Genomic DNA, 23,563 nt, shown 5'->3' with positions numbered 1-23,563 from the left:
GTCATCTGCGAGACAGGTGACAATCCGCCTGCGGCAAAGTTAAGGGATATCTCATGCGTACAGAATATTGCGGACAGCTACGTCTGTCCCACGAGGGGCAGCAGGTGACTCTGTGTGGTTGGGTCAACCGTCGTCGTGATCTTGGTAGCCTGATCTTTATCGATATGCGCGACCGCGAAGGTATCGTGCAGGTATTTTTCGATCCGGACCGTGCGGACGCGTTAAAGCTGGCCTCCGAACTGCGTAATGAGTTCTGCATCCAGGTTACGGGCACCGTGCGTGCGCGTGACGCGAAAAACGTCAACGCCGATATGGCGACGGGCGAAATTGAAGTGCTGGCCTCCGATCTGACCATCATCAACCGTTCAGACTCGCTGCCGTTGGACTCTAACCACGTCAACACCGAAGAAGCGCGACTGAAGTATCGCTATTTAGATCTGCGTCGCCCTGAAATGGCGCAGCGCCTGAAAACGCGTGCCAAAATCACCAGTCTGGTGCGTCGTTTTATGGACGACCACGGCTTCCTCGACATCGAAACACCGATGCTGACCAAAGCGACGCCGGAAGGCGCGCGCGATTACCTGGTACCTTCTCGCGTACATAAAGGTAAATTCTACGCGCTGCCGCAATCACCTCAGTTGTTTAAACAGCTGCTGATGATGTCTGGCTTTGACCGCTACTATCAGATCGTTAAATGCTTCCGTGATGAAGACTTACGTGCTGACCGTCAGCCTGAATTTACCCAGATCGACGTTGAGACTTCCTTCATGACCGCACCGCAGGTGCGTGAAGTGATGGAAGCGCTGGTGCGTAATCTGTGGCTGGAAGTGAAAGGTGTCGATCTGGGTGATTTCCCGATCATGACCTTTGCTGAAGCTGAGCGTCGTTACGGTTCCGATAAACCAGACCTGCGTAACCCGATGGAGCTGGTTGACGTTGCCGATCTGGTGAAAGACGTTGAGTTCGCAGTGTTCTCTGGTCCGGCAAACGATGCGAAAGGCCGCGTAGCTGCTCTGCGTGTACCGGGCGGTGCTGCGCTGAGCCGTAAGCAGATCGACGATTACGGTAACTTTATCAAGATTTACGGCGCGAAAGGCCTGGCTTACATCAAAGTCACCGAACGTGCGAAAGGTCTGGAAGGTATTACCAGCCCAGTTGCTAAGTTCCTGAACGCAGAAATTGTGGAAGCGATTCTGGCACGTACCGGTGCGCAAGACGGCGACATGATTTTCTTCGGTGCCGACAACAAGAAAGTAGTTGCCGACGCGATGGGCGCGCTGCGTCTGAAACTGGGTAAAGACCTGAACATCACCGACGAAGCCAAATGGGCGCCGCTGTGGGTTATCGACTTCCCAATGTTCGAAGACGATGGTGAAGGCGGGCTGACCGCAATGCACCACCCGTTCACCGCGCCGAAAGATATGACGGCCGCTGAGCTGAAAGCTGCGCCGGAAGACGCGGTTGCCAACGCGTACGATATGGTCATCAACGGCTACGAAGTAGGCGGCGGTTCCGTGCGTATTCACAACGGCGACATGCAGCAAACCGTATTCGGTATTCTGGGCATTAATGAGCAAGAACAGCGTGAGAAATTCGGCTTCCTGCTGGATGCGCTAAAATATGGTACACCGCCGCATGCGGGCCTGGCGTTTGGTCTGGACCGTCTGACTATGCTGTTGACCGGTACTGACAACATTCGTGACGTTATTGCTTTCCCGAAAACCACGGCTGCAGCGTGTCTGATGACTGAAGCGCCAAGCTTTGCCAACGCAGCTGCGCTGGCGGAACTGAGCATTCAGGTTGTTAAGAAGGCCGAGAATAACTGATATGACATATAAACAGCCTGTCTCGGTGTTAGTCGTGATTTATGCAAAGGACACCGGGAGAGTGCTGATGTTACAGCGACGCGACGATCCTGATTTCTGGCAGTCGGTCACCGGCAGCCTTGAAGAAGGTGAAACCGCGTCGCAAGCCGCTATGCGCGAAGTAAAGGAAGAGGTCGCCATTGATGTTGCATCTGAGCAACTGACCTTAATTGACTGTCAGCGCACGGTGGAGTTTGAGATTTTTAGCCATTTACGTCATCGCTATGCACCGGGAATTGAACGTAATACTGAATCCTGGTTTTGCCTGGCACTTCCCTCAGAACGAGAGATCGTGTTCACCGAACATCTGACCTATCGTTGGGTTAATGCGGTTGAAGCCGCCCAATTAACCAAGTCGTGGAGTAACCGGCAGGCGATTGAAGAGTTTGTAATTAACGTCGCCTGAAAAGGCGCGCTTTTTGGAGATATTATTTATGGCAGGTCATAGTAAATGGGCCAACACCAGACACCGTAAAGCAGCGCAGGATGCTAAACGCGGTAAAATTTTCACCAAAATAATTCGTGAGCTGGTGACGGCGGCTAAACTGGGCGGCGGCGATCCGGATGCTAACCCTCGTCTGCGTGCAGCGGTTGATAAAGCGCTGGCTAACAACATGACCCGTGACACCCTGAACCGTGCAATCGCGCGCGGTGTGGGTGGTGATGAAGATTCCAACATGGAAACCATCATCTATGAAGGTTACGGTCCTGGCGGTACAGCCGTTATGATTGAATGTCTGTCTGACAACCGTAACCGTACCGTTGCGGAAGTGCGTCACGCGTTCACGAAAACGGGTGGTAACCTCGGTACCGACGGTTCCGTGGCTTACCTGTTCAGCAAAAAAGGCGTGATCTCCTTTGAACAGGGCGACGAAGACGCCATCATGGAAGCGGCGCTGGAAGCAGGTGCTGAAGACGTTGTGACCTTCGACGACGGCGCAATTGACGTTTACACCGCGTGGGAAGAGATGGGCAAAGTGCGTGACGCGCTGGAAGCGGCTGGTCTGAAAGCGGACGCAGCTGAAGTGTCTATGATCCCATCCACCAAAGCGGATATGGATGCAGAAACAGCGCCGAAGCTGATGCGTCTGATCGATATGCTGGAAGACTGCGACGACGTGCAGGAAGTTTACCACAACGGTGAAATCTCCGATGAGGTTGCTGCCACCTTAGAATGATGTGGTTAAGCCATAAAATAACAGGAGATGCGTGATGTCTATTATTCTCGGCATTGACCCGGGGTCTCGCATCACCGGTTATGGCGTTATTCGTCAGGTCGGCAGGCAACTGACCTACCTCGGCAGCGGCTGCATTCGCACCAAAGTCGACGATCTCCCGTCACGTCTGAAGTTGATTTACGCGGGCGTGACGGAAATCATCACCCAGTTTCAGCCGGACTATTTTGCCATTGAGCAGGTTTTTATGGCGAAGAACGCCGACTCGGCGCTAAAGCTGGGACAGGCTCGCGGCGTGGCAATCGTTGCGGCGACCAATCAGGATCTACCGGTCTTTGAATACGCGGCCCGCCAGGTAAAACAGACCGTGGTGGGGATCGGTAGCGCGGAAAAAAGCCAGGTCCAGCATATGGTACGCACGCTGCTAAAACTCCCGGCGAATCCGCAAGCAGATGCCGCGGATGCACTAGCGATTGCCATTACCCACTGCCATGTCAGTCAGAACGCCATGCAAATGAGCGAGTCGAGGCTGAATCTGGCGCGAGGTCGGTTACGTTAAATTACAACGTCTCAGCCGCTCAGGTTGGGACGTTTCGATTCCCTGCGCGGTAATCAATTCTAAATTAGGATGCAGCCATAAGCTGGCAGGGGTAACCGTTTTCCTGTCCCACGGAATTGCCCCCATAAACCAGAATTTCCAGAACGTTAACTTCGCTTGTGGGTTTCTCTGAAATAAGTTTTGGAAAGTTTCGATATCACCCACTGAAATATCCAACGCATCCTTATAGATATCAAATACAAATTTTGAACAAAACTGGCGGGATGACTCGTATTTAAATCCGGTGTGATAAAATTTATTCAACCTGGCAGGAACTTGCTCCATGATGGCGAGCTTCTGCTTGACCGTCAGGCCGTCGCGCAGGCGACGAACGGCGTAGCGTTGTTCAGCAGAGCGCTGAATAAATAGTGAGAGCGTGGTGACGGTTGACAGCGGGATCCGGCTTTCAGCAACCAGGTAGTCTTCGCCATTATGACCGATAATAATCCCAACGTGGTTGCACCAGTTTTGTGATGCCGCTGATATTTGGCCGAAGAGGGCAGCGCCTATACAGGTAAAGACAATATCTCCAGTCTCATAGTTGGCTGTATAGTTTTTTTCCATGATTCACTCCATTATTATTGTCTGAAATAATTTCCTTCTTCCAACTTGGTGCATAAGTAACATTAAATTGAAAAAGTGACCAGATAGTGTTCTGAATGAATATTTCAGATGAGTATTTAATCGCCTATTAATTTTCCGTGTCAATTTATTGATGGATAGGGGACGTCACGAAAGAGCAACTGTGTAATAACAGCGTGAAAGCGCCCCAGCGTTTAACCGCTGAGGCTACCATATTCTATCATTACTACCCACGGTTAGCGGAAGGATGCCTGACAATTCCGATACTCTACCCCTTGTGGCCAGACATCTGGTTCTGTTTGCCCTTGAATCATCTTGTCGGCCTTCAGGAACACGTCTTTATCACGCGCAATACAGGCAGTTGCAAGGATATTATTGAGTGTCCTGGTCGATGGATATTGTTGATAGCGATCTTCCCAGCCTTGTCGCATATTGTCCCATGAAATAACCTCATGTTTATTTAATAAGGTCATAAATTCTGGTTGGAAAGAGATCGCATTGAACCAGATATAGGAGTAATAAGATAAACCTGACTGATTTTTGTTGTTCTCCGCCGCCATACGTGCGATTTTCTCGACCTCTTCGGCTGAACCACCCCATTTAGGTAAACGACCTTCCATTGCCTGTAAATAAATGTTCTGATATGTAGGGAATTTTTTGCTCCCTTCCTGCAGGGTACTGTAGAGCAGCTCTTTATCGTCAAGATTACGAGCAACCATTTCCATTTCCTGATACCAGGTTGCGTCCTTATCGGCAATATCTTTATTTTTCAGCAGGAATTCTTTTTCCTCGACCATGAGTTTTTTGTATTTAGGCCAGACATCGGGATCTACCGAACTGGCGGCGCCTTCTCCACGCAAACCGACGGCTTTGACATCAAATACCATGGCTTGCAACATTCTCGCCCCGGTAGAGTTTGGCCGAGCCTTAAGCCACTGAGTCGCAACATCATCGATACTTTTACCGGAAACATCGCCTGCGTAAAGGCCATAGATTCCACCCCAGGCTAGAACCAGTTTATGAGTTCCGCCGCTGGTGGTTGGAAATCCGGTATTATATTCCTGAATCATTGCGTCTAATTTGGCCCAGTCTCCGCTGACCGTATAAGCGATGGCCTGTTGTTCAATGACCATTCGTTCCTGGGATTCTGTAATGCTATTTGCTGAAGCCAGCATGGGGGTTGCTAATAAAGAATAAAAAATGATGCTTTTGAAGTGCATATTCATTCCGTGAATAATTTGGTGGATGGATGCTGTTTTGAAACTATTTAAGTAAATAGTTTATAAGAGAATGGCGATTATCTTTTAGATGTTCAACTAATCTGAGGTGTATGAAACAGGACATTCAATGAATCTATAATTTGCGTGATTTTTATTATTTATCATGACAGTGTATGTGTGTGATTTTATCGACGCTCAGTGTGGGACGTCGCTGTGGTTGGATGCGGAATTGGGAGCGAAGATGCGCAACGTCACGATAATAAAGCGTACATTGTGGGGCGCGCTCTTTATTTTCAGTGCATATGTTTTGCTCACGGATTATGACGACTATCGCAATAGCATTCGCGTTACCGGAACCGTCTCCGCGATTCGCTACGTTAGTACTATTGCGCGTAAGATGGATGGTGATTGTCTCTCGCGGCGAGATACTTGTGCGGGCCTATATTCGTACGACATTACATATTGGCAAGGAGAGAAATCTTACATTTTTCATGCCACCAGGGAGCTTAAGTCGCCATCAAACGCAATGTGCGTGCAATATGTGCAGAACGACCCACGCATAGCTAAACTCTGCCATCACCTCTTTTTCAATACCAGCCTTAAACCTTATTTAATTGCTCTCTGGTCAATAGTCGCTTTTATGAGTCTAACGCTCCTTCTCTACTATAAACGGTATCCTAAGGAAGGTGCGAACAAGTTCCTGATATGAGATCATCATATTCATCCGGAGCGCATCCCAGAGGGACATCATGAGCCATCAACTCACCTTCGCCGATAGTGAATTCAGCACTAAGCGCCGTCAGACCCGAAAAGAGATTTTCCTCTCCCGCATGGAGCAGATTCTGCCATGGCAGAATATGACCGCTGTCATCGAGCCGTTTTATCCCAAGGCGGGCAATGGCCGACGGCCCTATCCGCTGGAGACCATGCTGCGTATTCACTGCATGCAGCATTGGTACAACCTGAGCGACGGTGCCATGGAAGATGCCCTGTACGAAATCGCCTCCATGCGCCTGTTTGCCCGATTATCCCTGGATAGCGCCCTGCCGGATCGCACCACCATCATGAATTTCCGCCACCTGCTCGAGCAGCATCAACTGGCCCGTCAATTGTTCAAGACCATCAATCGCTGGCTGGCCGAAGCAGGCGTCATGATGACCCAAGGCACTTTGGTGGATGCCACCATCATTGAGGCACCCAGCTCTACCAAGAACAAAGAGCAGCAACGCGATCCGGAGATGCATCAGACCAAGAAAGGCAATCAGTGGCACTTTGGCATGAAGGCCCACATTGGTGTCGATGCCAAGAGTGGCCTGACCCACAGCCTAGTCACCACCGCGGCCAACGAGCATGACCTCAATCAGCTGGGTAATCTGCTTCATGGAGAGGAGCAATTTGTCTCAGCCGATGCCGGCTACCAAGGAGCGCCACAGCGCGAGGAGCTGGCCGAGGTGGATGTGGACTGGCTGATCGCCGAGCGTCCCGGCAGGGTAAAAACCTTGAAGCAGCATCCGCGCAAGAACAAAACGGCCATCAACATCGAATACATGAAAGCCAGCATCCGTGCCAGGGTGGAGCACCCGTTTCGCATCATCAAGCGGCAGTTCGGCTTCGTGAAAGCCAGATACAAAGGGCTGCTGAAAAACGATAACCAACTGGCGATGTTATTCACCCTGGCCAACCTGTTTCGGGTGGACCAAATGATACGTCAGTGGGAGAGATCTCAGTAAAAACCGGAAATAACGCCAGAAATGGTGGAAAAAATAGCCTAAATAGGCTGATTCGATGTGTTTGCGGGAAAAAAATCGGCCCAGATCCGCGAAATTTTAATCAGCGAGTCAGCTTGGGAAGAAATGACCTGCTTATTCGCACCTTCCCTAACCTGCCGGTACTGATGACCTGGCGTATTATTAATCGCCGTCACCAACTGTTACTGGAGACGGAGGATCGCGAAGAAGCACTGAGATTTATCAATAGAGGCTACCGAATTTGCACTACAGAACAGTGGCAGAAAGTTATCCGTGTAGGAGGTAAAAAAGTCATTAACGAGTGTACCGTGTATTTCGTTAGGGGCGGGGGACGGTCAAAGGGAAACGTTGAATAACCCATTTTCATCTGGATATCTATCCAGCCTTTTTTTATGATAGCGCATTACCTTTTAGCCCTTAACGCAGGAGCGTCACGTGATAGGCAGACTCAGAGGCATCATTATTGAAAAACAACCCCCGTTGGTCCTTCTGGAAACGGGCGGGGTAGGCTATGAAGTGCATATGCCGATGACCTGTTTCTACGAGTTGCCGGAAGCCGGGCAAGAAGCGATTATTTTCACCCATTTTGTGGTGCGAGAAGATGCTCAGCTATTGTATGGCTTTAACAACAAGCAAGAGCGCACGCTGTTTAAAGAGTTAATCAAAACCAATGGCGTGGGGCCGAAGCTGGCGCTGGCGATCCTCTCCGGTATGTCTGCTCAGCAGTTCGTTAATGCCGTAGAGCGCGAAGAGCTGGGCGCGCTGGTGAAATTACCGGGTATTGGTAAGAAAACCGCAGAACGCCTGATTGTAGAAATGAAAGACCGCTTTAAAGGTTTGCATGGTGATCTCTTTACACCAGCAGCGGATCTGGTCCTGACGTCTCCGGCAAGCCCGACAACGGACGACGCCGAGCAGGAAGCGGTTGCTGCGCTGGTGGCGTTGGGCTATAAACCACAGGAAGCCAGCCGCATGGTGAGCAAAATTGCCCGCCCTGATGCCAGCAGTGAAACCCTGATTCGTGAAGCGCTTCGCGCGGCGTTGTGAGGTAACGGATGATTGAAGCAGATCGCCTGATTTCGGCTGTCAGCACTACCCCTGAAGATCTGGTGGATCGTGCGATTCGCCCAAAATTGCTGGAAGAGTATATTGGCCAGCCTCAGGTTCGTTCGCAAATGGAGATTTTTATCCAGGCGGCGAAGCTGCGCGGTGATGCTCTCGATCACCTGCTGATTTTCGGTCCTCCTGGTCTTGGTAAAACTACGCTTGCCAATATTGTCGCCAATGAAATGGGCGTTAATCTGCGCACCACGTCTGGTCCGGTACTGGAAAAAGCGGGTGATCTGGCGGCAATGCTTACCAACCTTGAACCCCACGATGTGCTGTTTATCGATGAAATTCATCGTCTGTCACCGGTGGTGGAAGAGGTGCTGTATCCGGCGATGGAAGATTATCAGCTGGATATCATGATTGGTGAAGGGCCGGCTGCCCGTTCGATTAAGATCGATCTGCCGCCGTTCACGCTAATCGGGGCGACGACGCGCGCCGGGTCGTTAACCTCTCCGCTGCGTGACCGTTTTGGTATTGTGCAGCGCCTGGAGTTCTATCAGGTGGCTGACCTGCAGCACATTGTTGGGCGTAGCGCACGCTTTATGGGCCTGGAAATGAGCGATGAAGGCGCGCTGGAAGTGGCACGCCGCGCCCGCGGTACGCCGCGTATCGCCAACCGTTTATTACGCCGGGTACGCGATTTCGCTGAAGTGAAGCATGACGGCACGATTTCGGCTGATATTGCCGCCCAGGCGCTGGATATGCTCAATGTGGATGCGGAAGGATTCGATTATATGGACCGTAAGCTGCTGCTGGCGGTTATCGATAAATTCTTTGGCGGGCCGGTAGGACTGGATAACCTGGCAGCGGCGATTGGGGAAGAGCGTGAAACCATTGAGGACGTGCTGGAGCCGTATCTGATTCAGCAAGGTTTTCTACAACGTACGCCGCGTGGACGTATGGCAACCGTGCGCGCCTGGAACCATTTTGGCATTACACCGCCACAGATGCCTTAATGCCTGATGTCGCGACGCTCATCAGGCCTGGGCGATTTTGTAGGCCCGGTAAGCGCAGCGCCACCGGGCAACGCATGCTTAGCTCGCTTGCTTTTTCATCATGCTGAAAATAAACAGCAGCGCGGCGCACAGCACCACGGAAGGACCTGCCGGGGTGTCATAGAAGGCCGAGAAGGTCAGCCCGCCTGTAACCGCTATCATTCCCACTCCAACGGCAACCCCAGCCATCTGCTCCGGCGTACGGGCAAAGCGACGGGCGGTCGCCGCAGGGATGATAAGCAGTGAGGTGATAATAAGCGCCCCGACAAACTTCATCGCCACGCCAATCGTTAACGCCGTAACCAGCATCAGCAGCAGCTTCACGCGTTGCAGCTTCACGCCATCGACAAATGCCAGATCCGGACTGATGGTCATCGACAGCAGGTTACGCCACTGCCAGAACAGAATCGCCAGAACAATAACCACGCCGATGGCGATGGAGATAAGATCTTCTGGCGTCACGGCGAGCAAATCACCAAACAGGTAAGCCATCAGATCTACACGGATGTTGGACATCAGGCTGACAACAACCAGCCCTAATGACAATGCGCTGTGCGCCATAATACCCAGCAAGGTATCGATCGCAAGGTGAGGGCGCTTCTCCAGCCATACCAGACCGCCAGCCAGCAAAAGGGTGACGGCGATAACCGCATAGAAAGGGTTTACATCCAGCAGCAGGCCAAAGGCGACCCCCAGCAGCGAAGCGTGGGCCAGCGTATCACCGAAATAAGACATTCGACGCCAGACTACAAACGAGCCGAGTGGGCCAGCGGCACAGGCCAGCATGATCCCAGCTAACCAGCCGGGTAATAACAATTCAATCATGAGTGACCATTTCCCCGGCGTAAGACGATACGACCCTGTAAATCGTGGCGGTGATTGTGATTATGACGGTAAATTCCGAGTTGTTCGGCGCCGCGTTGCCCGAACATTGAGATGAATTCCGGGTGCATAGAAACCACTTCCGGCGCACCGGAACAGCAAATATGATGGTTCAGGCACAGTACCTCATCGGTTTTGGCCATCACCAGATGCAGGTCATGGGAAACCATCAGTACGGCGCAATCCAGTTCACGTCGCAACTGGTCGATAAGGTCGTACAGTGCGACCTGCCCATTGACATCCACGCCCTGGGTTGGTTCATCGAGCACCAGTAGCTGAGGTTTATTCAATAAAGCACGGGCCAACAGGACGCGTTGCGTTTCCCCGCCAGAGAGCTTTTGCATCGGCGCATCCATCAGATGCCCGGCCTGAACGCGCTTCAGTGCCGGAAGGATATCCTCTTTTTTGGTGCCGGGACGTAAGCGCATAAACCGACTTACCGTCAGTGGCAGCGTAGTATCGAGGTACAGTTTTTGCGGTACATAGCCAATCCGCAATTGACCATTACGCTTGATTACTCCCTCATCAGCCGCTACCAGCCCTAATACAACGCGCACCAGCGTAGACTTCCCGGCACCATTTGGGCCGAGAAGCGTTAAAATTTTACCGGGTCGAAGTTCAAGCGATACGTCAGACAGGACGCGGCGTTGACCATAAGAGACCGAGACATTTTCCAGTGAAACCAAAGTCGTCATATCAATTTTAGTCTTGCAGAAGTTATAGAATGTTATAATATCACATTTCTTACATTCATTACGATGATTGGTCGCATTATGTTACATAAAAATACGCTTCTTTTCGCAGCATTATCCGCTGCTCTTTGGGGTAGTGCAACACAGGCAGCAAATGCCGCTGTGGTGGCCTCACTCAAGCCGCTGGGGTTTATTGCTTCAGCCATTGCAGACGGGGTAACAAACACTGAGGTTCTCCTGCCTGACGGAGCTTCCGAACATGACTATTCACTGCGTCCATCAGACGTAAAACGCTTACAGGGCGCGGACTTAGTTGTTTGGATTGGACCTGAGATGGAAGCGTTTATGGAAAAGTCAGTCAAGAATATTCCTAACGCGAAACAGGTAACGATTGCGCAGCTCAATGACGTGAAACCGTTACTCATGAAAGGTGCTGATGACGACGATGACGATCATGGACACAATGATGCTGGCAGTGAAAAAAGTGACGAGCATCACCATCATGGCGATTACAACATGCATCTTTGGCTTTCCCCAGAGATAGCGCGGGCCTCAGCGGTTGCAATCCATGAAAAATTAGTGGAACTTATGCCGCAAAGTCGAGCCAAACTTGACGCCAACCTGAAGGATTTTGAGGCACAATTAGCCGCAACCGATAAGCAGGTAGGTAACGAGCTCGCACCGCTCAAGGGAAAAGGTTATTTCGTTTTTCATGACGCCTATGGCTACTACGAGAAACACTACGGACTAACACCGCTTGGTCACTTTACCGTGAACCCTGAGATTCAACCTGGTGCGCAGCGTTTACATGAAATAAGAACACAGTTGGTTGAGCAAAAAGCAACCTGCGTTTTTGCTGAGCCACAGTTCAGGCCAGCGGTCGTTGAAGCCGTCGCGAGAGGGACATCCGTTCGAATGGGAACGTTGGATCCGCTCGGAACGAATATCAAACTGGGTAAAACAAGCTATTCAGCGTTTTTGAACCAATTAGCCAACCAGTATGCGAGCTGCCTGAAAGGAGATTAATGAGGAAGTGAATACGTGCAACAGATAGCCCGCTCTGTCGCTCTGGCATTTAATAATCTGCCGCGACCCCATCGCGTTATGCTGGGGTCGCTTACCGTACTGACATTGGCCGTCGCCGTCTGGCGGCCTTATGTTTACCATCCCGATTCAGCACCCATCGTTAAAACTATCGAGCTGGAAAAAAGCGAAATTCGTTCACTGTTGCCTGAGGCCAGTGAACCTATCGATCAGGCCGCGCAGGAAGACGAAGCCATTCCGCAGGATGAACTGGATGACAAAACGTCTGGTGAAGCCGGCGTGCATGAGTATGTCGTCTCCACAGGCGATACACTGAGCAGTATTCTGAATCAGTACGGCATCGATATGGGCGACATCAGTCAGCTCGCTGCTTCCGATAAAGAACTGCGCAATCTGAAAATTGGTCAGCAGTTATCCTGGACCTTAAGCGCGGAAGGTGACCTGCAGCGTCTGACCTGGGAAGTGTCCCGCCGTGAAACCCGCACTTACGATCGCACTGCGACAGGTTTCAAAATGAGCAGCGAAATGCAGCAGGGCGATTGGGTTAACAGCCGTATCAAAGGCACGGTGGGCGGAAGCTTCGTCGCCAGCGCCAAAGAGGCCGGACTGACCAGCTCTGAAATCAGCGCGGTGATTAAGGCCATGCAGTGGCAGATGGATTTCCGCAAACTGAAAAAAGGCGATGAGTTCTCAGTGCTGATGTCTCGCGAAATGCTGGACGGTAAGCGCGAGCAAAGCCAGCTGCTGGGCGTGCGTTTACGTTCTGAAGGCAAAGACTATTACGCCATCCGTGCTGAAGACGGTAAGTTCTATGACCGTAACGGTACCGGGCTGGCGAAAGGCTTCATGCGTTTCCCGACGGCGAAACAGTTCCGCATCTCCTCGAACTTTAACCCGCGTCGCCTGAATCCGGTGACTGGACGCGTAGCGCCGCACAAAGGTGTCGACTTTGCGATGCCGCAGGGGACGCCGGTACTGTCGGTAGGCGATGGTGAAGTGGTTGTAGCGAAGCGTAGCGGCGCTGCCGGATACTATGTTGCGGTTCGTCATGGTCGCACCTACACCACCCGTTATATGCACCTGCGTAAGCTGTTGGTGAAACCAGGTCAAAAAGTGAAACGTGGCGATCGTATCGCGCTGTCAGGTAACACCGGGCGTTCAACAGGTCCGCATCTGCACTACGAAGTGTGGATCAACCAGCAGGCCGTGAACCCTCTGACGGCGAAACTGCCGCGTACAGAAGGTCTGACCGGCTCGGATCGCACCGATTATCTGGCGCAGGTGAAAGAAGTTATGCCTCAGCTACGTTTTGATTAATTAGCACACTGATAAAGCCGGTACGCGATGCGTGCCGGCTTTTTTATTTTGTACGGCGCACGGTGCGCCGCTACACTATCAGCAGATTTACTTTTCGCGGCACCAGACACTGGAAGAGCATGGAAACGAAAAAAAAGAATATTGAGTATATCCCTGAGTTTGATAAATCATTTCGCCATCCGCGCTACTGGGGCACCTGGCTGGGTGTAGCGGCGATAGCTGGGATTGCGTTAACGCCAGCGTCATTTCGCGATCCTATTCTGGCAAAGCTCGGACGGATGGTTGGACGCTTGGGAAAAAGCTCACGTCGCAGAGCGCTGATCAATTTATCCCTTTGTTTTCCTGAACGCAGCGAAGCTGAGCGCGAAGCCATTGTCGATGAGATGTTCGCGACCGCCCCTCAGGCGATGGTCATGATGGCGGAACTCGCCCTGCGCGGGCCGGAGAAAATTCAGAATCGGGTTGACTGGCAGGGCCTTGAAATCATCGAAGAGATGCGCCGCAACGATGAAAAAGTGATTTTTCTCGTTCCTCATGGCTGGGGCGTAGATATCCCGGCGATGCTGATGGCTTCCCAGGGACAGAAAATGGCAGCAATGTTCCACAATCAGGGAAACCCGGTATTTGATTACGTCTGGAACACGGTACGCCGTCGTTTCGGAGGTCGATTACATGCGCGTAATGATGGCATCAAACCGTTTATTCAGTCTGTACGTCAGGGATATTGGGGATACTACCTGCCGGATCAGGACCATGGGCCAGAGCACAGCGAGTTTGTCGATTTTTTTGCTACCTATAAAGCAACGTTACCGGCAATTGGTCGCTTGATGAAGGTCTGCCACGCGCGTGTAGTGCCGCTGTTTCCGGTGTATGACGGTAAAACTCACCGCCTGACGATTAAGGTCCGTCCTCCGATGGATGACATCCTCACAGCGGATGACCACACCATTGCCAGACGAATGAACGAAGAGGTGGAGATTTTTGTCACGCCTCATGTCGAACAATACACCTGGATACTGAAACTGCTTAAGACGCGTAAACCCGGCGAGATTGAGCCCTATAAGCGCAAAGATCTCTATCCGAAGAAATAAAAAAAAGCCTCTCAAACGAGAGGCTTTTTTACATCAAACTCTGGTGTTACTCGACGGTCAGGATACGCGTGGTGTTAGTTGAGCCAATGGTGCTCATCACATCGCCCTGTGTCACGATCACCAGATCGCCGGAAACCAGATAGCCTTTATCGCGCAGCAGGTTCACTGCTTCATTGGCGGCAACGACGCCATCTGTTTCGCTGTCAAAGTGAACCGGGGTGACACCGCGATACAGAGAGGTCAGATTCAACGTACGTTCATGACGAGACATCGCGAAAATTGGCAGACCGGAACTGATACGAGAAGTCATCAGCGCAGTACGACCAGACTCCGTCATAGCGATGATAGCGGTGACCCCTTTCAGGTGGTTAGCAGCGTACATCGCTGACATCGCAATCGCTTCTTCAACGTTATCAAACTGCACGTCAAGGCGGTGTTTAGAGACGTTGATGCTTGGGATCTTCTCTGCACCCAGGCAAACGCGCGCCATTGCCGCGACGGTTTCCGCCGGGTACTGACCTGCTGCTGTTTCGGCAGAGAGCATTACGGCATCGGTGCCGTCGAGGACGGCGTTAGCCACGTCCATCACTTCCGCACGAGTCGGCATTGGGTTGGTGATCATCGACTCCATCATCTGTGTGGCGGTGATGACCGCACGGTTCAGCTGACGCGCACGGCGAATCAACGCTTTCTGAATACCTACCAGCTCAGGGTCACCGATTTCAACACCCAGGTCGCCACGGGCTACCATCACTACGTCAGAAGCCAGGATGATGTCATCCATCGCATTCTGGTCGCAGACGGCTTCTGCACGTTCTACCTTGGCGACAATTTTCGCATCGCAACCGGCGTCGCGCGCCAGACGGCGGGCATAGTTTAGATCTTCGCCGCAGCGCGGGAAGGAGACAGCCAAATAGTCAACGCTGATTTGCGCAGCGGTAATGATGTCGGCTTTGTCTTTTTCGGTCAGGGCTTCAGCAGAGAGACCGCCGCCCAGTTTGTTGATGCCCTTGTTATTGGACAGCGGGCCACCGACAGTGACTTCGGTGAAGACTTTCATGCCCTGAACTTCCAGCACTTTAAGCTGTACGCGACCGTCGTCGAGCAGCAGGATGTCGCCAGGCACGACGTCTGCAGGCAGTCCCTTATAATCAATGCCGACTTTTTCTTTGTCGCCTTCGCCTTTACCGAGGTTGGCGTCTAACAGGAACTTGTCGCCAACATTAAGAAAAACTTTACCTTCTTTAAAGGTAGATACGCGGATTTTAGGTCCCTGCAGGTCACCCAAAATAGCTACATGACGTCCCAGTTTTGCGGCAATTTCACGGACCTTATCCGCCCGCAGTTTGTGATCTTCTGGAGAGCCGTGGGAAAAGTTCATACGTACAACGTTCGCACCCGCGGCGATAATCTTCTCAAGGTTGTTATCGCGGTCAGTTGCCGGGCCTAACGTGGTAACGATTTTGGTTCTGCGAAGCCTTCTGGACATGTAATACTCCGTTGACTGAAACAACTAGGTGTTGCGTGAACATTAATCCGGCCGTTCTCAAATATTAACGGTAAAATGAACGACCCGGATGATAAAAGGGTAGAACATTGTTATTGCTTTTAGCGGTCATCACTCTTGATGAGTAATTCTTTATCAAAACGCGATTCCTTGAGCGCTTCCTTGACACGCTTCAAGTTATCTCTAAATTTTGCCCCTCGGCGCAAAGTAAATCCTGTAGCCAGCACATCTATCACGGTCAGTTGAGCAAGTCGAGAGACCATGGGCATATAAATGTCAGTATCTTCCGGTACATCGAGGGTAATAGCCAGCGTGGCTTCACGCGCCAGTGGCGTGCCGGGAGAGGTGAGGGCGATAACCATAGCGTCGTTTTCCCTTGCTAACTGCGCCAGTTCAACCAGACTTTTGGTTCTTCCAGTATGAGAAATAAGCACAATGACGTCGTCGTCGCTACAATTCATACAACTCATACGTTGCAGGACAATGTCGTCGGAATAGATTACCGGTACGTTAAAGCGGAAAAATTTGTTCATCGCGTCGTGCGCTACCGCGGCGGAAGAACCTAAACCAAAGAAGGCGATTTTCTTTGCCTGGGTTAACAAATCTACCGCCCGGTTTACCGCCGCGTTATCCAGCGACTGACGAACGTGGTCAAGGCTTGCCATCGCCGATTCGAAGATTTTCCCCGTATAAGATTCTACGCTGTCATCCTCATCCACATTGCGATTAACATAAGGGGTACCATTTGCCAGACTTTGTGCCAGATGCAGTTTAAAATCAGGGAAGCCACGCGTATCCATGCTACGACAGAAACGGTTCACCGTCGGTTCGCTGACGTTGGCTTCTACAGCAAGCGCAGCGATGCTTGAGTGAATTGCCTGCTCGGGAGAGGCAAGAATAATGTCGGCGACTTTACGCTCTGACTTGCTCAAATGTTCCAGTTTTAACTGGATTTTTTCCAGCATATTCATGATGTAGGTAGGCTCATGGGTCATGGGCAAAAACGATTTCAACGATAAGGGGAAATCGAGTGGTAACTCTGGTAGATAGTACCCCTGCTAGTGCAGCAACGGGGCAAAATGGACAAAATAGTTGTTGTTTTTTTTCATTACATGATCGGAGTCGGATTTTCATACTTCTTCATGGGTACGAAAAAGACGACTTTTTTATCCATTTTGATGGGTTATACGCCAATAAAGCGGCTGTTCGCGGTAACAGCACGGCTGGATAAGCGTTTACGGTTTCCGGATTCACGTAAAAGCAGTACAGTGCACTGTAATAAAATTACAACCAGTGTCTGGCAAAAGCACCAGGCACTTAATTGAGGAGAATGACATGGCGGTAACGCAAACAGCCCAGGCATGTGATCTGGTCATTTTCGGCGCGAAGGGCGACCTGGCGCGACGGAAATTGCTGCCTTCCCTGTATCAACTGGAAAAGGCCGGCCAGATTAACCCGGATACCCGCATCATTGGGGTTGGGCGTGCCGACTGGGACAAAGCAGCCTATACCAAGGTTGTGCGCGAAGCGCTCGAAACCTTCATGAAAGAAAAAATTGATGAAAGTTTGTGGGAAACCCTCAGCGGTCGTCTTGAGTTTTGTAACCTGGACGTCAACGACACCGCCGCGTTTAAGCGTCTGGGCAAAATGCTGGATCAAAAATCGCGTACCACCATCAACTATTTCGCAATGCCGCCGAGCACCTTTGGCGCGATCTGCAAAGGTCTGGGTGAAGCAAAGCTGAATGCTAAGCCTGCCCGCGTGGTGATGGAAAAACCGCTGGGTACATCACTGGCAACATCCCGTGAAATCAACGATCAGGTTGGCGAGTATTTCGAAGAGTGCCAGGTTTACCGCATCGACCACTATCTCGGCAAAGAGACGGTACTGAACCTGTTGGCACTGCGTTTTGCCAATTCCCTGTTTGTGAATAACTGGGATAACCGCACTATCGACCACGTAGAAATTACCGTGGCGGAAGAAGTGGGCATTGAAGGGCGCTGGGGCTACTTTGACCAGGCCGGTCAAATGCGCGACATGATCCAGAACCACCTGCTGCAGATCCTGTGCATGATCGCGATGTCTCCGCCGTCCGATCTGAGCGCCGACAGCATCCGTGATGAAAAAGTGAAAGTACTGAAATCACTGCGTCGTATCGATCGTTCGAACGTACGTGAAAAGACAGTTCGTGGTCAGTACACCGCCGGTTTTGCCCAGGGCAAAAAAGTTCCGGGATACCTGGAAGAAGAAGGCGCGAACAAGAGCAGCAACACGGAAACGTTTGTGGCGATCCGTGTGGATATCGATAACTGGCGCTGGGCGGGCGTACCGTTCTATCTGCGTACCGGTAAACGTTTACCGACCAAGTGCTCTGAAGTGGTGGTTTACTTCAAAACGCCTGAGCTGAACCTGTTCAGAGAATCCTGGCAGGACCTGCCGCAGAACAAGCTGACTATCCGTTTGCAGCCTGATGAAGGTGTCGATATCCAGGTACTGAACAAAGTGCCGGGGCTGGATCACAAGCATAACCTGCAAATTACCAAACTTGATCTGAGCTACTCCGAAACCTTCAACCAAACGCATCTGGCCGACGCTTATGAGCGCCTGCTGCTTGAAACGATGCGCGGCATTCAGGCGCTGTTTGTGCGTCGAGATGAAGTTGAAGAAGCATGGAAGTGGGTCGATTCTATTACCGAAGCCTGGGCAATGGACAACGATGCACCGAAGCCGTATCAGGCCGGGACCTGGGGACCGGTTGCCTCTGTGGCCATGATTACCCGTGATGGTCGTTCCTGGAACGAATTCGAGTAAAATATCATCTAGCCCATAGGTGTTATTTTACCGGTAACATGATCTAACACAGATTGTAGAATAATTTTTGCACTTTTAAGCTCCGCGTGGATTCACCCGCGGGGCTTTTTTTATTACACTGCCTGCAACGATTTTGCCCCTGAGCTACGGCTAACAAGCGATTCAGCTGTTTTTAACCCAACTGAAACACATTGTTGATCCAACGCTCTGACAGATAAATTTTAGGAGCCTCTATGAATCCGAATTTGTTACGCGTAACAAAACGTATTGTCGAACGTTCTCGCGACACGCGTTCCGCCTACCTTGCCCGTATTGAACAAGCGAAATCGACTACCGTTCATCGTTCACAACTGGCGTGCGGTAACCTGGCGCATGGTTTTGCTGCCTGCCAGCCGGATGACAAGGCCTCGCTGAAAAGCATGCTGCGTAACAATATCGCGATCATTACTTCCTATAACGACATGCTTTCCGCGCATCAGCCGTACGAACATTATCCCGACATCATTCGTAAAGCGCTGCATGAAGCCAATGCGGTAGGCCAGGTCGCTGGCGGTGTTCCTGCGATGTGCGACGGTGTGACCCAGGGACAGGATGGGATGGAGCTTTCGTTGCTGAGTCGCGAAGTGATTGCGATGTCGGCTGCTGTCGGCCTCTCACACAATATGTTCGACGGCGCGTTATTCCTTGGCGTGTGCGACAAAATTGTCCCGGGGTTGGTGATGGCGGCACTGTCATTTGGTCATCTGCCTTCGATCTTTATTCCCTCCGGCCCGATGGCGAGTGGTCTGGCGAACAAAGAAAAAGTGCGTATCCGTCAGCTGTATGCTGAAGGTAAAGTCGATCGCATGGCGCTTCTTGAATCCGAAGCGGCGTCTTATCACGCACCGGGGACCTGTACGTTCTATGGCACGGCAAACACCAACCAGATGGTGGTGGAGTTTATGGGGATGCAACTGCCTGGGTCCTCATTCGTACACCCGGATGCCCCGCTGCGCGAGGCGTTGACCGCCGCGGCTGCTCGTCAGGTAACGCGTCTGACCGGCAACGGCAATGAATGGATGCCGATCGGTAAAATGATCGATGAAAAAGTAGTGGTGAACGGTATTGTCGCGCTGCTGGCGACCGGGGGGTCAACCAACCATACAATGCACCTGGTTGCGATGGCGCGCGCAGCCGGGATTCTGATTAACTGGGACGACTTCTCCGATCTGTCCGATATCGTGCCGTTGATGGCGCGTCTGTATCCGAATGGTCCGGCAGATATTAACCACTTCCAGGCAGCGGGTGGCGTGCCGGTGTTAATGCGCGAACTGCTGAACGCGGGTCTGCTGCATGAAGATGTGAACACCGTTGCCGGGTTTGGTTTGTCGCGTTACACCATGGAACCCTGGCTCAACGATGGTGAGCTGGACTGGCGCGAAGGGGCAGCGAAGTCTCTGGACAGCAATGTGATTGCTACCATCGATAAGCCATTCTCCCACCACGGCGGTACCAAAGTGCTGAGCGGTAACCTCGGACGTGCTGTGATGAAAACGTCGGCGGTTCCGGTAGAAAATCAGGTAATTGAAGCGCCCGCGGTTGTTTTTGAAAGTCAGCATGATGTATTGCCGGCCTTCGATGCGGGACTGCTCGACCGTGATTGCGTAGTCGTTGTGCGCCATCAGGGACCAAAAGCAAACGGAATGCCAGAATTACATAAACTCATGCCGCCACTTGGTGTATTATTGGACCGTTGTTTCAAAATTGCGTTAGTTACCGATGGACGACTTTCAGGTGCTTCAGGTAAAGTGCCTTCAGCAATCCATGTAACCCCAGAAGCCTACGATGGCGGGCTACTGGCAAAAGTACGCGATGGCGACATCATTCGTGTGAATGGACAGACAGGTGAATTGACGCTGCTGGTTGATGAAGAGGAACTTGCTTCTCGTCAGCCTCACATTCCTGACCTCAGCGCATCGCGCGTGGGCACAGGCCGTGAAATGTTCAGCGCGTTGCGTGAAAAGCTGTCCGGTGCGGAACAGGGCGCAACCTGTATCACTTTTTAAGACTTATTTTGTAATCAGGCGAGAGAAAACTCTGATGAAAAACTGGAAGACAAGTGCAGAAGCAATCCTGACCACTGGCCCGGTTGTACCGGTTATCGTGGTTAATAAACTGGAACACGCAGTGCCGATGGCAAAAGCGCTGGTTGCAGGCGGCGTGCGCGTTCTGGAAGTGACCTTACGTACCGCATGTGCGATGGATGCCATTCGCGCGATCGCAAAAGAAGTTCCGGACGCTATCGTTGGTGCAGGTACTGTACTGAATCCGCAACAGCTGGCTGAAGTAACCGAAGCCGGTGCGCAGTTTGCTATCAGCCCGGGCCTGACCGAGCCGCTGCTGAAAGCCGCAACGGAAGGCACTATTCCGCTGATCCCTGGTATCAGCACCGTGTCTGAACTGATGCTGGGTATGGACTACGGTTTGAAAGAGTTCAAATTCTTCCCTGCTGAAGCAAATGGTGGTACCAAAGCGCTGCAGGCAATTGCGGGTCCGTTCTCTCAGGTGCGTTTCTGCCCAACCGGCGGTATCTCTCCGGCGAACTACCGTGACTACCTGGCACTGAAAAGCGTGCTGTGCATCGGTGGTTCCTGGTTGGTTCCGGCGGATGCGCTGGAAGCGGGTGATTACGATCGTATTACCAAGCTGGCTCGTGAAGCAGTAGAAGGCGCGAAGCAGTAAGCCGTTAATGCGTAAACCGTAGGTCGGATATGGCATCAATGCTTTATCCGGCCTACGGGTCTGGTTTTTATCCTGCGACTTTCACCTGTGCGGCTGCGTCTTTTGCGCGTATCACCGCATCTTCAATGCTCTGCGCTGTGGCCAGCACAACGCCCAGACGACGGCTCCCGTCGATTTCCGGCTTGCCAAAGAAACGCACTTGCATACCCGCACCTACAGCGGCTTGCACGTTATCAAACGTGATATTCTGGCTGGTAAGTTGCGGCAGAATAACGGCGGAAGCAGAAGGTCCATACTGGCGGATTTCGCCAACGGGCAGACCGAGAAATGCACGTACGTGCAGGGCAAACTCAGACAGATCCTGCGAAATTAAGGTCACCATACCCGTGTCGTGAGGGCGAGGGGAGACTTCGCTGAAAATCACCTCATCACCGCAGACAAACAGCTCCACGCCAAACAGTCCGTGACCGCCCAGCGCCAGTACCACCTTGCGGGCAATCTCCTGCGCGCGCGCAAGCGCCAGGTCACTCATCTGCTGCGGCTGCCAGGACTCGCGATAATCGCCATCTTCCTGGCGATGACCTACCGGCGCGCAGAAATGCACACCATCAACGGCGCTGACGGTTAGCAGGGTGATTTCAAAATCAAAATTCACTACGCCTTCGACGATAACGCGCCCGGCACCTGCCCGGCCTCCCTGTTGAGCATAGTTCCACGCCTCGGTGAGCTGATCGGCTGAACGGATAAAGCTCTGCCCCTTGCCGGAAGAACTCATGACCGGCTTCACAATGCAGGGATAGCCGATTTCGGCAACGGCCTCACGAAAGCGTGTTTCGGTGTCTGCAAAACGGAAAGATGATGTGGGTAAAGACAATTCTTCGGCGGCGAGGCGACGGATTCCTTCCCGGTTCATGGTCAGTTGGGTCGCTCGTGCGCAAGGCACAACGTGTTGACCTTCCTGTTCCAGTTTGATCAGCATATCCGTGGCAATCGCCTCTATTTCCGGCACGATGTAATGTGGTTTTTCACGCTCGACAAGCTGGCGTAATGCCTCTCCATCCAGCATGTTGATTACATAGGAGCGATGGGCAACGTGCATGGCTGGCGCGTCGGGGTAACGATCCAGGGCAATGACTTCCACACCCAGGCGTTGGCATTCAATCGCCACTTCTTTACCCAGTTCACCTGAACCTAATAACATCACTCGCGTTGCTGCGGGACGCAGCGCTGTGCCTAATAACGTCATAAATTAATCCCCTGTTTTATCTGGGCGCAGTATATACGAAAACGTTTGCGTCTGTCTTTATTACCAGGTTGATTTCAGGGCTTAAAAAGAATATACTGTACATAAATACAGGTAATTTAAGAGGCTGCAAAAATGGCGGTTGAAGTTAAATACGTAGTCATTCGGGAAGGTGAGGAAAAAATGTCGTTTACCAGCAAAAAGGAAGCCGATGCGTATGACAAAATGCTGGATACAGCAGATCTGCTCGACACATGGCTGGAGCAATCGCCGGTAGCGCTCGAAGACGAGCAGCGTGAAGCGCTTTCCCTGTGGCTGGCTGAGCAAAAAGATGTGCTGAGCGCCATTCTGAAAAACGGCAAGCTGCCTTCGCCACAGGCTGTCGAAAACGATGCACATACTGAGGATGATACTCAGGCTGCCTGAAACGACTTGCGCTCCTGACGTTTTGTACCATGCTTTTCCCTGAATCATTGTGCAATCCCTGACGTTATTTCACGTTGCCGCAGGCAACCTGAAGGACGAAGGGGAGATTAAGGAGAAAAGAATGTATAAAAAAAGAGCGTTATTGAGCCTGCTGTTATTGTCTGCCAGCGTATCGGTATTTGCGGCAAATATGGAAAGCAAGAATGTTCAGTTCCCCAAGTGCGAAGGACTGGATGCTGACGGTATTGCGGCAAGCGTGAAACGTGACTATCAGCAAAATCGCATCGCGCGCTGGGCTGACGATCAAAAACTCGTCGGGCAAGCCGACCCTGTCGCCTGGGTCAACACGCCCGATATTACGGGCAAAGACGGGAAATGGTCAGTTCCCCTGACGGTTCGCGGTAAAAGCGCGGATATTCACTATCAGGTAAAAGTCGACTGCAAAGCCGGAACGGCGGAGTATCAGCCGCAGTAACGCAGGTATTTGCACATCTTTTGATGACCTGAACACTTCCTGACATCCCCTCGGGTACGCT

At 51.8% G+C, this 23,563-nt stretch carries 22 protein-coding genes; 15 read left to right on the top strand and 7 right to left on the bottom strand.

Annotation, left to right across the window (positions count from 1 at the left end; genetic code table 11):
- Positions 1-53 precede the first annotated feature (53 nt).
- Genes aspS through ruvC form a run of 4 tightly spaced genes read left to right on the top strand, consistent with a single transcriptional unit; the run spans position 54 to position 3,599 of the window.
- Entirely contained in the window at positions 54-1,826 is a 1,773-nt protein-coding gene (gene aspS / locus C2U43_RS15130; protein ID WP_003833841.1) for an aspartate--tRNA ligase, read from the top strand.
- 1 nt (position 1,827) lies between these two features.
- Positions 1,828-2,271 (top strand): dihydroneopterin triphosphate diphosphatase, encoded by a 444-nt coding sequence (gene nudB / locus C2U43_RS15125; RefSeq protein WP_003034863.1) that lies wholly within the window; start codon positions 1,828-1,830, stop codon positions 2,269-2,271.
- 28 nt (positions 2,272-2,299) lie between these two features.
- Positions 2,300-3,043 carry a YebC/PmpR family DNA-binding transcriptional regulator gene (locus tag C2U43_RS15120; RefSeq protein ID WP_003833836.1) on the top strand — a complete coding sequence of 248 codons (744 nt, stop codon included), beginning with the start codon at positions 2,300-2,302 and terminating at the stop codon, positions 3,041-3,043.
- A gap of 34 nt (positions 3,044-3,077) precedes the next feature.
- Entirely contained in the window at positions 3,078-3,599 is a 522-nt protein-coding gene (gene ruvC / locus C2U43_RS15115; protein WP_003034867.1) for a crossover junction endodeoxyribonuclease RuvC, read from the top strand.
- On the opposite strand, the gene C2U43_RS15110 is transcribed toward ruvC, so the two are convergent.
- Positions 3,591-4,202, bottom strand: coding sequence for a YebB family permuted papain-like enzyme (locus C2U43_RS15110; protein ID WP_103285416.1), 612 nt, complete (start codon positions 4,200-4,202; stop codon positions 3,591-3,593). The genes ruvC and C2U43_RS15110 overlap by 9 nt on opposite strands.
- Before the next feature lie 254 nt (positions 4,203-4,456).
- A complete protein-coding gene (locus C2U43_RS15105) occupies positions 4,457-5,353 on the bottom strand; it encodes a DUF4034 domain-containing protein (RefSeq protein WP_103285996.1) in 897 nt (298 codons plus the stop codon).
- Positions 5,354-6,189: 836 nt separating this feature from the next.
- On the opposite strand from C2U43_RS15105, the gene C2U43_RS15100 reads away from it, so the two are divergent.
- The 3 genes from C2U43_RS15100 to ruvB all read left to right on the top strand — a co-directional run bounded on the left by C2U43_RS15100 (position 6,190) and on the right by ruvB (position 9,254).
- Complete coding sequence (locus C2U43_RS15100) at positions 6,190-7,170, top strand: IS5-like element ISKpn26 family transposase (RefSeq protein WP_000019450.1); 981 nt, start codon at positions 6,190-6,192, stop codon at positions 7,168-7,170.
- A gap of 453 nt (positions 7,171-7,623) precedes the next feature.
- Positions 7,624-8,235, top strand: coding sequence for a Holliday junction branch migration protein RuvA (gene ruvA, locus C2U43_RS15095; protein ID WP_003034869.1), 612 nt, complete (start codon positions 7,624-7,626; stop codon positions 8,233-8,235).
- An 8-nt stretch (positions 8,236-8,243) separates the two neighbouring features.
- Positions 8,244-9,254 (top strand): Holliday junction branch migration DNA helicase RuvB, encoded by a 1,011-nt coding sequence (gene ruvB, locus C2U43_RS15090; RefSeq protein WP_003034872.1) that lies wholly within the window; start codon positions 8,244-8,246, stop codon positions 9,252-9,254.
- A 78-nt stretch (positions 9,255-9,332) separates the two neighbouring features.
- Here the strand turns inward: ruvB and znuB are convergent, their stop codons facing one another.
- Positions 9,333-10,118, bottom strand: a complete 786-nt coding sequence (gene znuB / locus C2U43_RS15085; protein WP_003034874.1) for a zinc ABC transporter permease subunit ZnuB — start codon at positions 10,116-10,118, stop codon at positions 9,333-9,335.
- Positions 10,115-10,870 carry a zinc ABC transporter ATP-binding protein ZnuC gene (gene znuC / locus C2U43_RS15080; protein ID WP_003833829.1) on the bottom strand — a complete coding sequence of 252 codons (756 nt, stop codon included), beginning with the start codon at positions 10,868-10,870 and terminating at the stop codon, positions 10,115-10,117. The genes znuB and znuC overlap by 4 nt, the downstream gene beginning before the upstream one ends.
- Before the next feature lie 78 nt (positions 10,871-10,948).
- On the opposite strand from znuC, the gene znuA reads away from it, so the two are divergent.
- The 3 genes from znuA to lpxM all read left to right on the top strand — a co-directional run bounded on the left by znuA (position 10,949) and on the right by lpxM (position 14,319).
- Positions 10,949-11,893, top strand: a complete 945-nt coding sequence (gene znuA / locus C2U43_RS15075; protein WP_158654538.1) for a zinc ABC transporter substrate-binding protein ZnuA — start codon at positions 10,949-10,951, stop codon at positions 11,891-11,893.
- 15 nt (positions 11,894-11,908) lie between these two features.
- A complete protein-coding gene (gene mepM / locus C2U43_RS15070) occupies positions 11,909-13,228 on the top strand; it encodes a murein DD-endopeptidase MepM (RefSeq protein WP_003833825.1) in 1,320 nt (439 codons plus the stop codon).
- A gap of 119 nt (positions 13,229-13,347) precedes the next feature.
- Positions 13,348-14,319, top strand: coding sequence for a lauroyl-Kdo(2)-lipid IV(A) myristoyltransferase (gene lpxM / locus C2U43_RS15065; protein ID WP_103285414.1), 972 nt, complete (start codon positions 13,348-13,350; stop codon positions 14,317-14,319).
- A gap of 46 nt (positions 14,320-14,365) precedes the next feature.
- Here the strand turns inward: lpxM and pyk are convergent, their stop codons facing one another.
- Positions 14,366-15,808: a pyruvate kinase gene (gene pyk, locus C2U43_RS15060; protein ID WP_003034890.1), complete on the bottom strand. Its 1,443-nt coding sequence runs from the start codon at positions 15,806-15,808 to the stop codon at positions 14,366-14,368.
- 119 nt (positions 15,809-15,927) lie between these two features.
- Entirely contained in the window at positions 15,928-16,797 is an 870-nt protein-coding gene (locus tag C2U43_RS15055) for a MurR/RpiR family transcriptional regulator (RefSeq protein ID WP_008785051.1), read from the bottom strand.
- Between the two features lie 364 nt (positions 16,798-17,161).
- Here C2U43_RS15055 and zwf point away from each other — a divergent pair, with 364 nt between their 5' ends.
- The 3 genes from zwf (at position 17,162) to kdgA (ending at position 21,358) form a co-directional block, all read left to right on the top strand.
- Complete coding sequence (gene zwf / locus C2U43_RS15045; RefSeq protein ID WP_003833817.1) at positions 17,162-18,637, top strand: glucose-6-phosphate dehydrogenase; 1,476 nt, start codon at positions 17,162-17,164, stop codon at positions 18,635-18,637.
- A 233-nt stretch (positions 18,638-18,870) separates the two neighbouring features.
- Positions 18,871-20,682 (top strand): phosphogluconate dehydratase, encoded by a 1,812-nt coding sequence (edd, locus tag C2U43_RS15040; protein WP_032943782.1) that lies wholly within the window; start codon positions 18,871-18,873, stop codon positions 20,680-20,682.
- 34 nt (positions 20,683-20,716) lie between these two features.
- Complete coding sequence (gene kdgA, locus C2U43_RS15035; RefSeq protein ID WP_003034901.1) at positions 20,717-21,358, top strand: bifunctional 4-hydroxy-2-oxoglutarate aldolase/2-dehydro-3-deoxy-phosphogluconate aldolase; 642 nt, start codon at positions 20,717-20,719, stop codon at positions 21,356-21,358.
- A gap of 67 nt (positions 21,359-21,425) precedes the next feature.
- Here the strand turns inward: kdgA and purT are convergent, their stop codons facing one another.
- Positions 21,426-22,604, bottom strand: coding sequence for a formate-dependent phosphoribosylglycinamide formyltransferase (gene purT / locus C2U43_RS15030; protein WP_103285413.1), 1,179 nt, complete (start codon positions 22,602-22,604; stop codon positions 21,426-21,428).
- A 132-nt stretch (positions 22,605-22,736) separates the two neighbouring features.
- Between purT and yebG the strand changes: the two genes are divergently transcribed.
- Both yebG and yebF read left to right on the top strand, forming a co-directional pair.
- The gene (yebG, locus tag C2U43_RS15025) at positions 22,737-23,027 is read left to right on the top strand and encodes a DNA damage-inducible protein YebG (RefSeq protein WP_032943780.1); all 291 of its coding nucleotides are present in this window, start codon (positions 22,737-22,739) and stop codon (positions 23,025-23,027) included.
- 121 nt (positions 23,028-23,148) lie between these two features.
- Positions 23,149-23,502, top strand: a complete 354-nt coding sequence (yebF, locus tag C2U43_RS15020; protein WP_020996626.1) for a protein YebF — start codon at positions 23,149-23,151, stop codon at positions 23,500-23,502.
- Positions 23,503-23,563 lie beyond the last annotated feature (61 nt).

The sequence above is a fragment of the Citrobacter freundii complex sp. CFNIH9 genome (assembly GCF_002903305.1).
In the GTDB taxonomy this organism is placed as follows: Bacteria; Pseudomonadota; Gammaproteobacteria; order Enterobacterales; family Enterobacteriaceae; genus Citrobacter; species Citrobacter portucalensis.
This window is presented reverse-complemented; position numbering and strand designations above follow the sequence as displayed.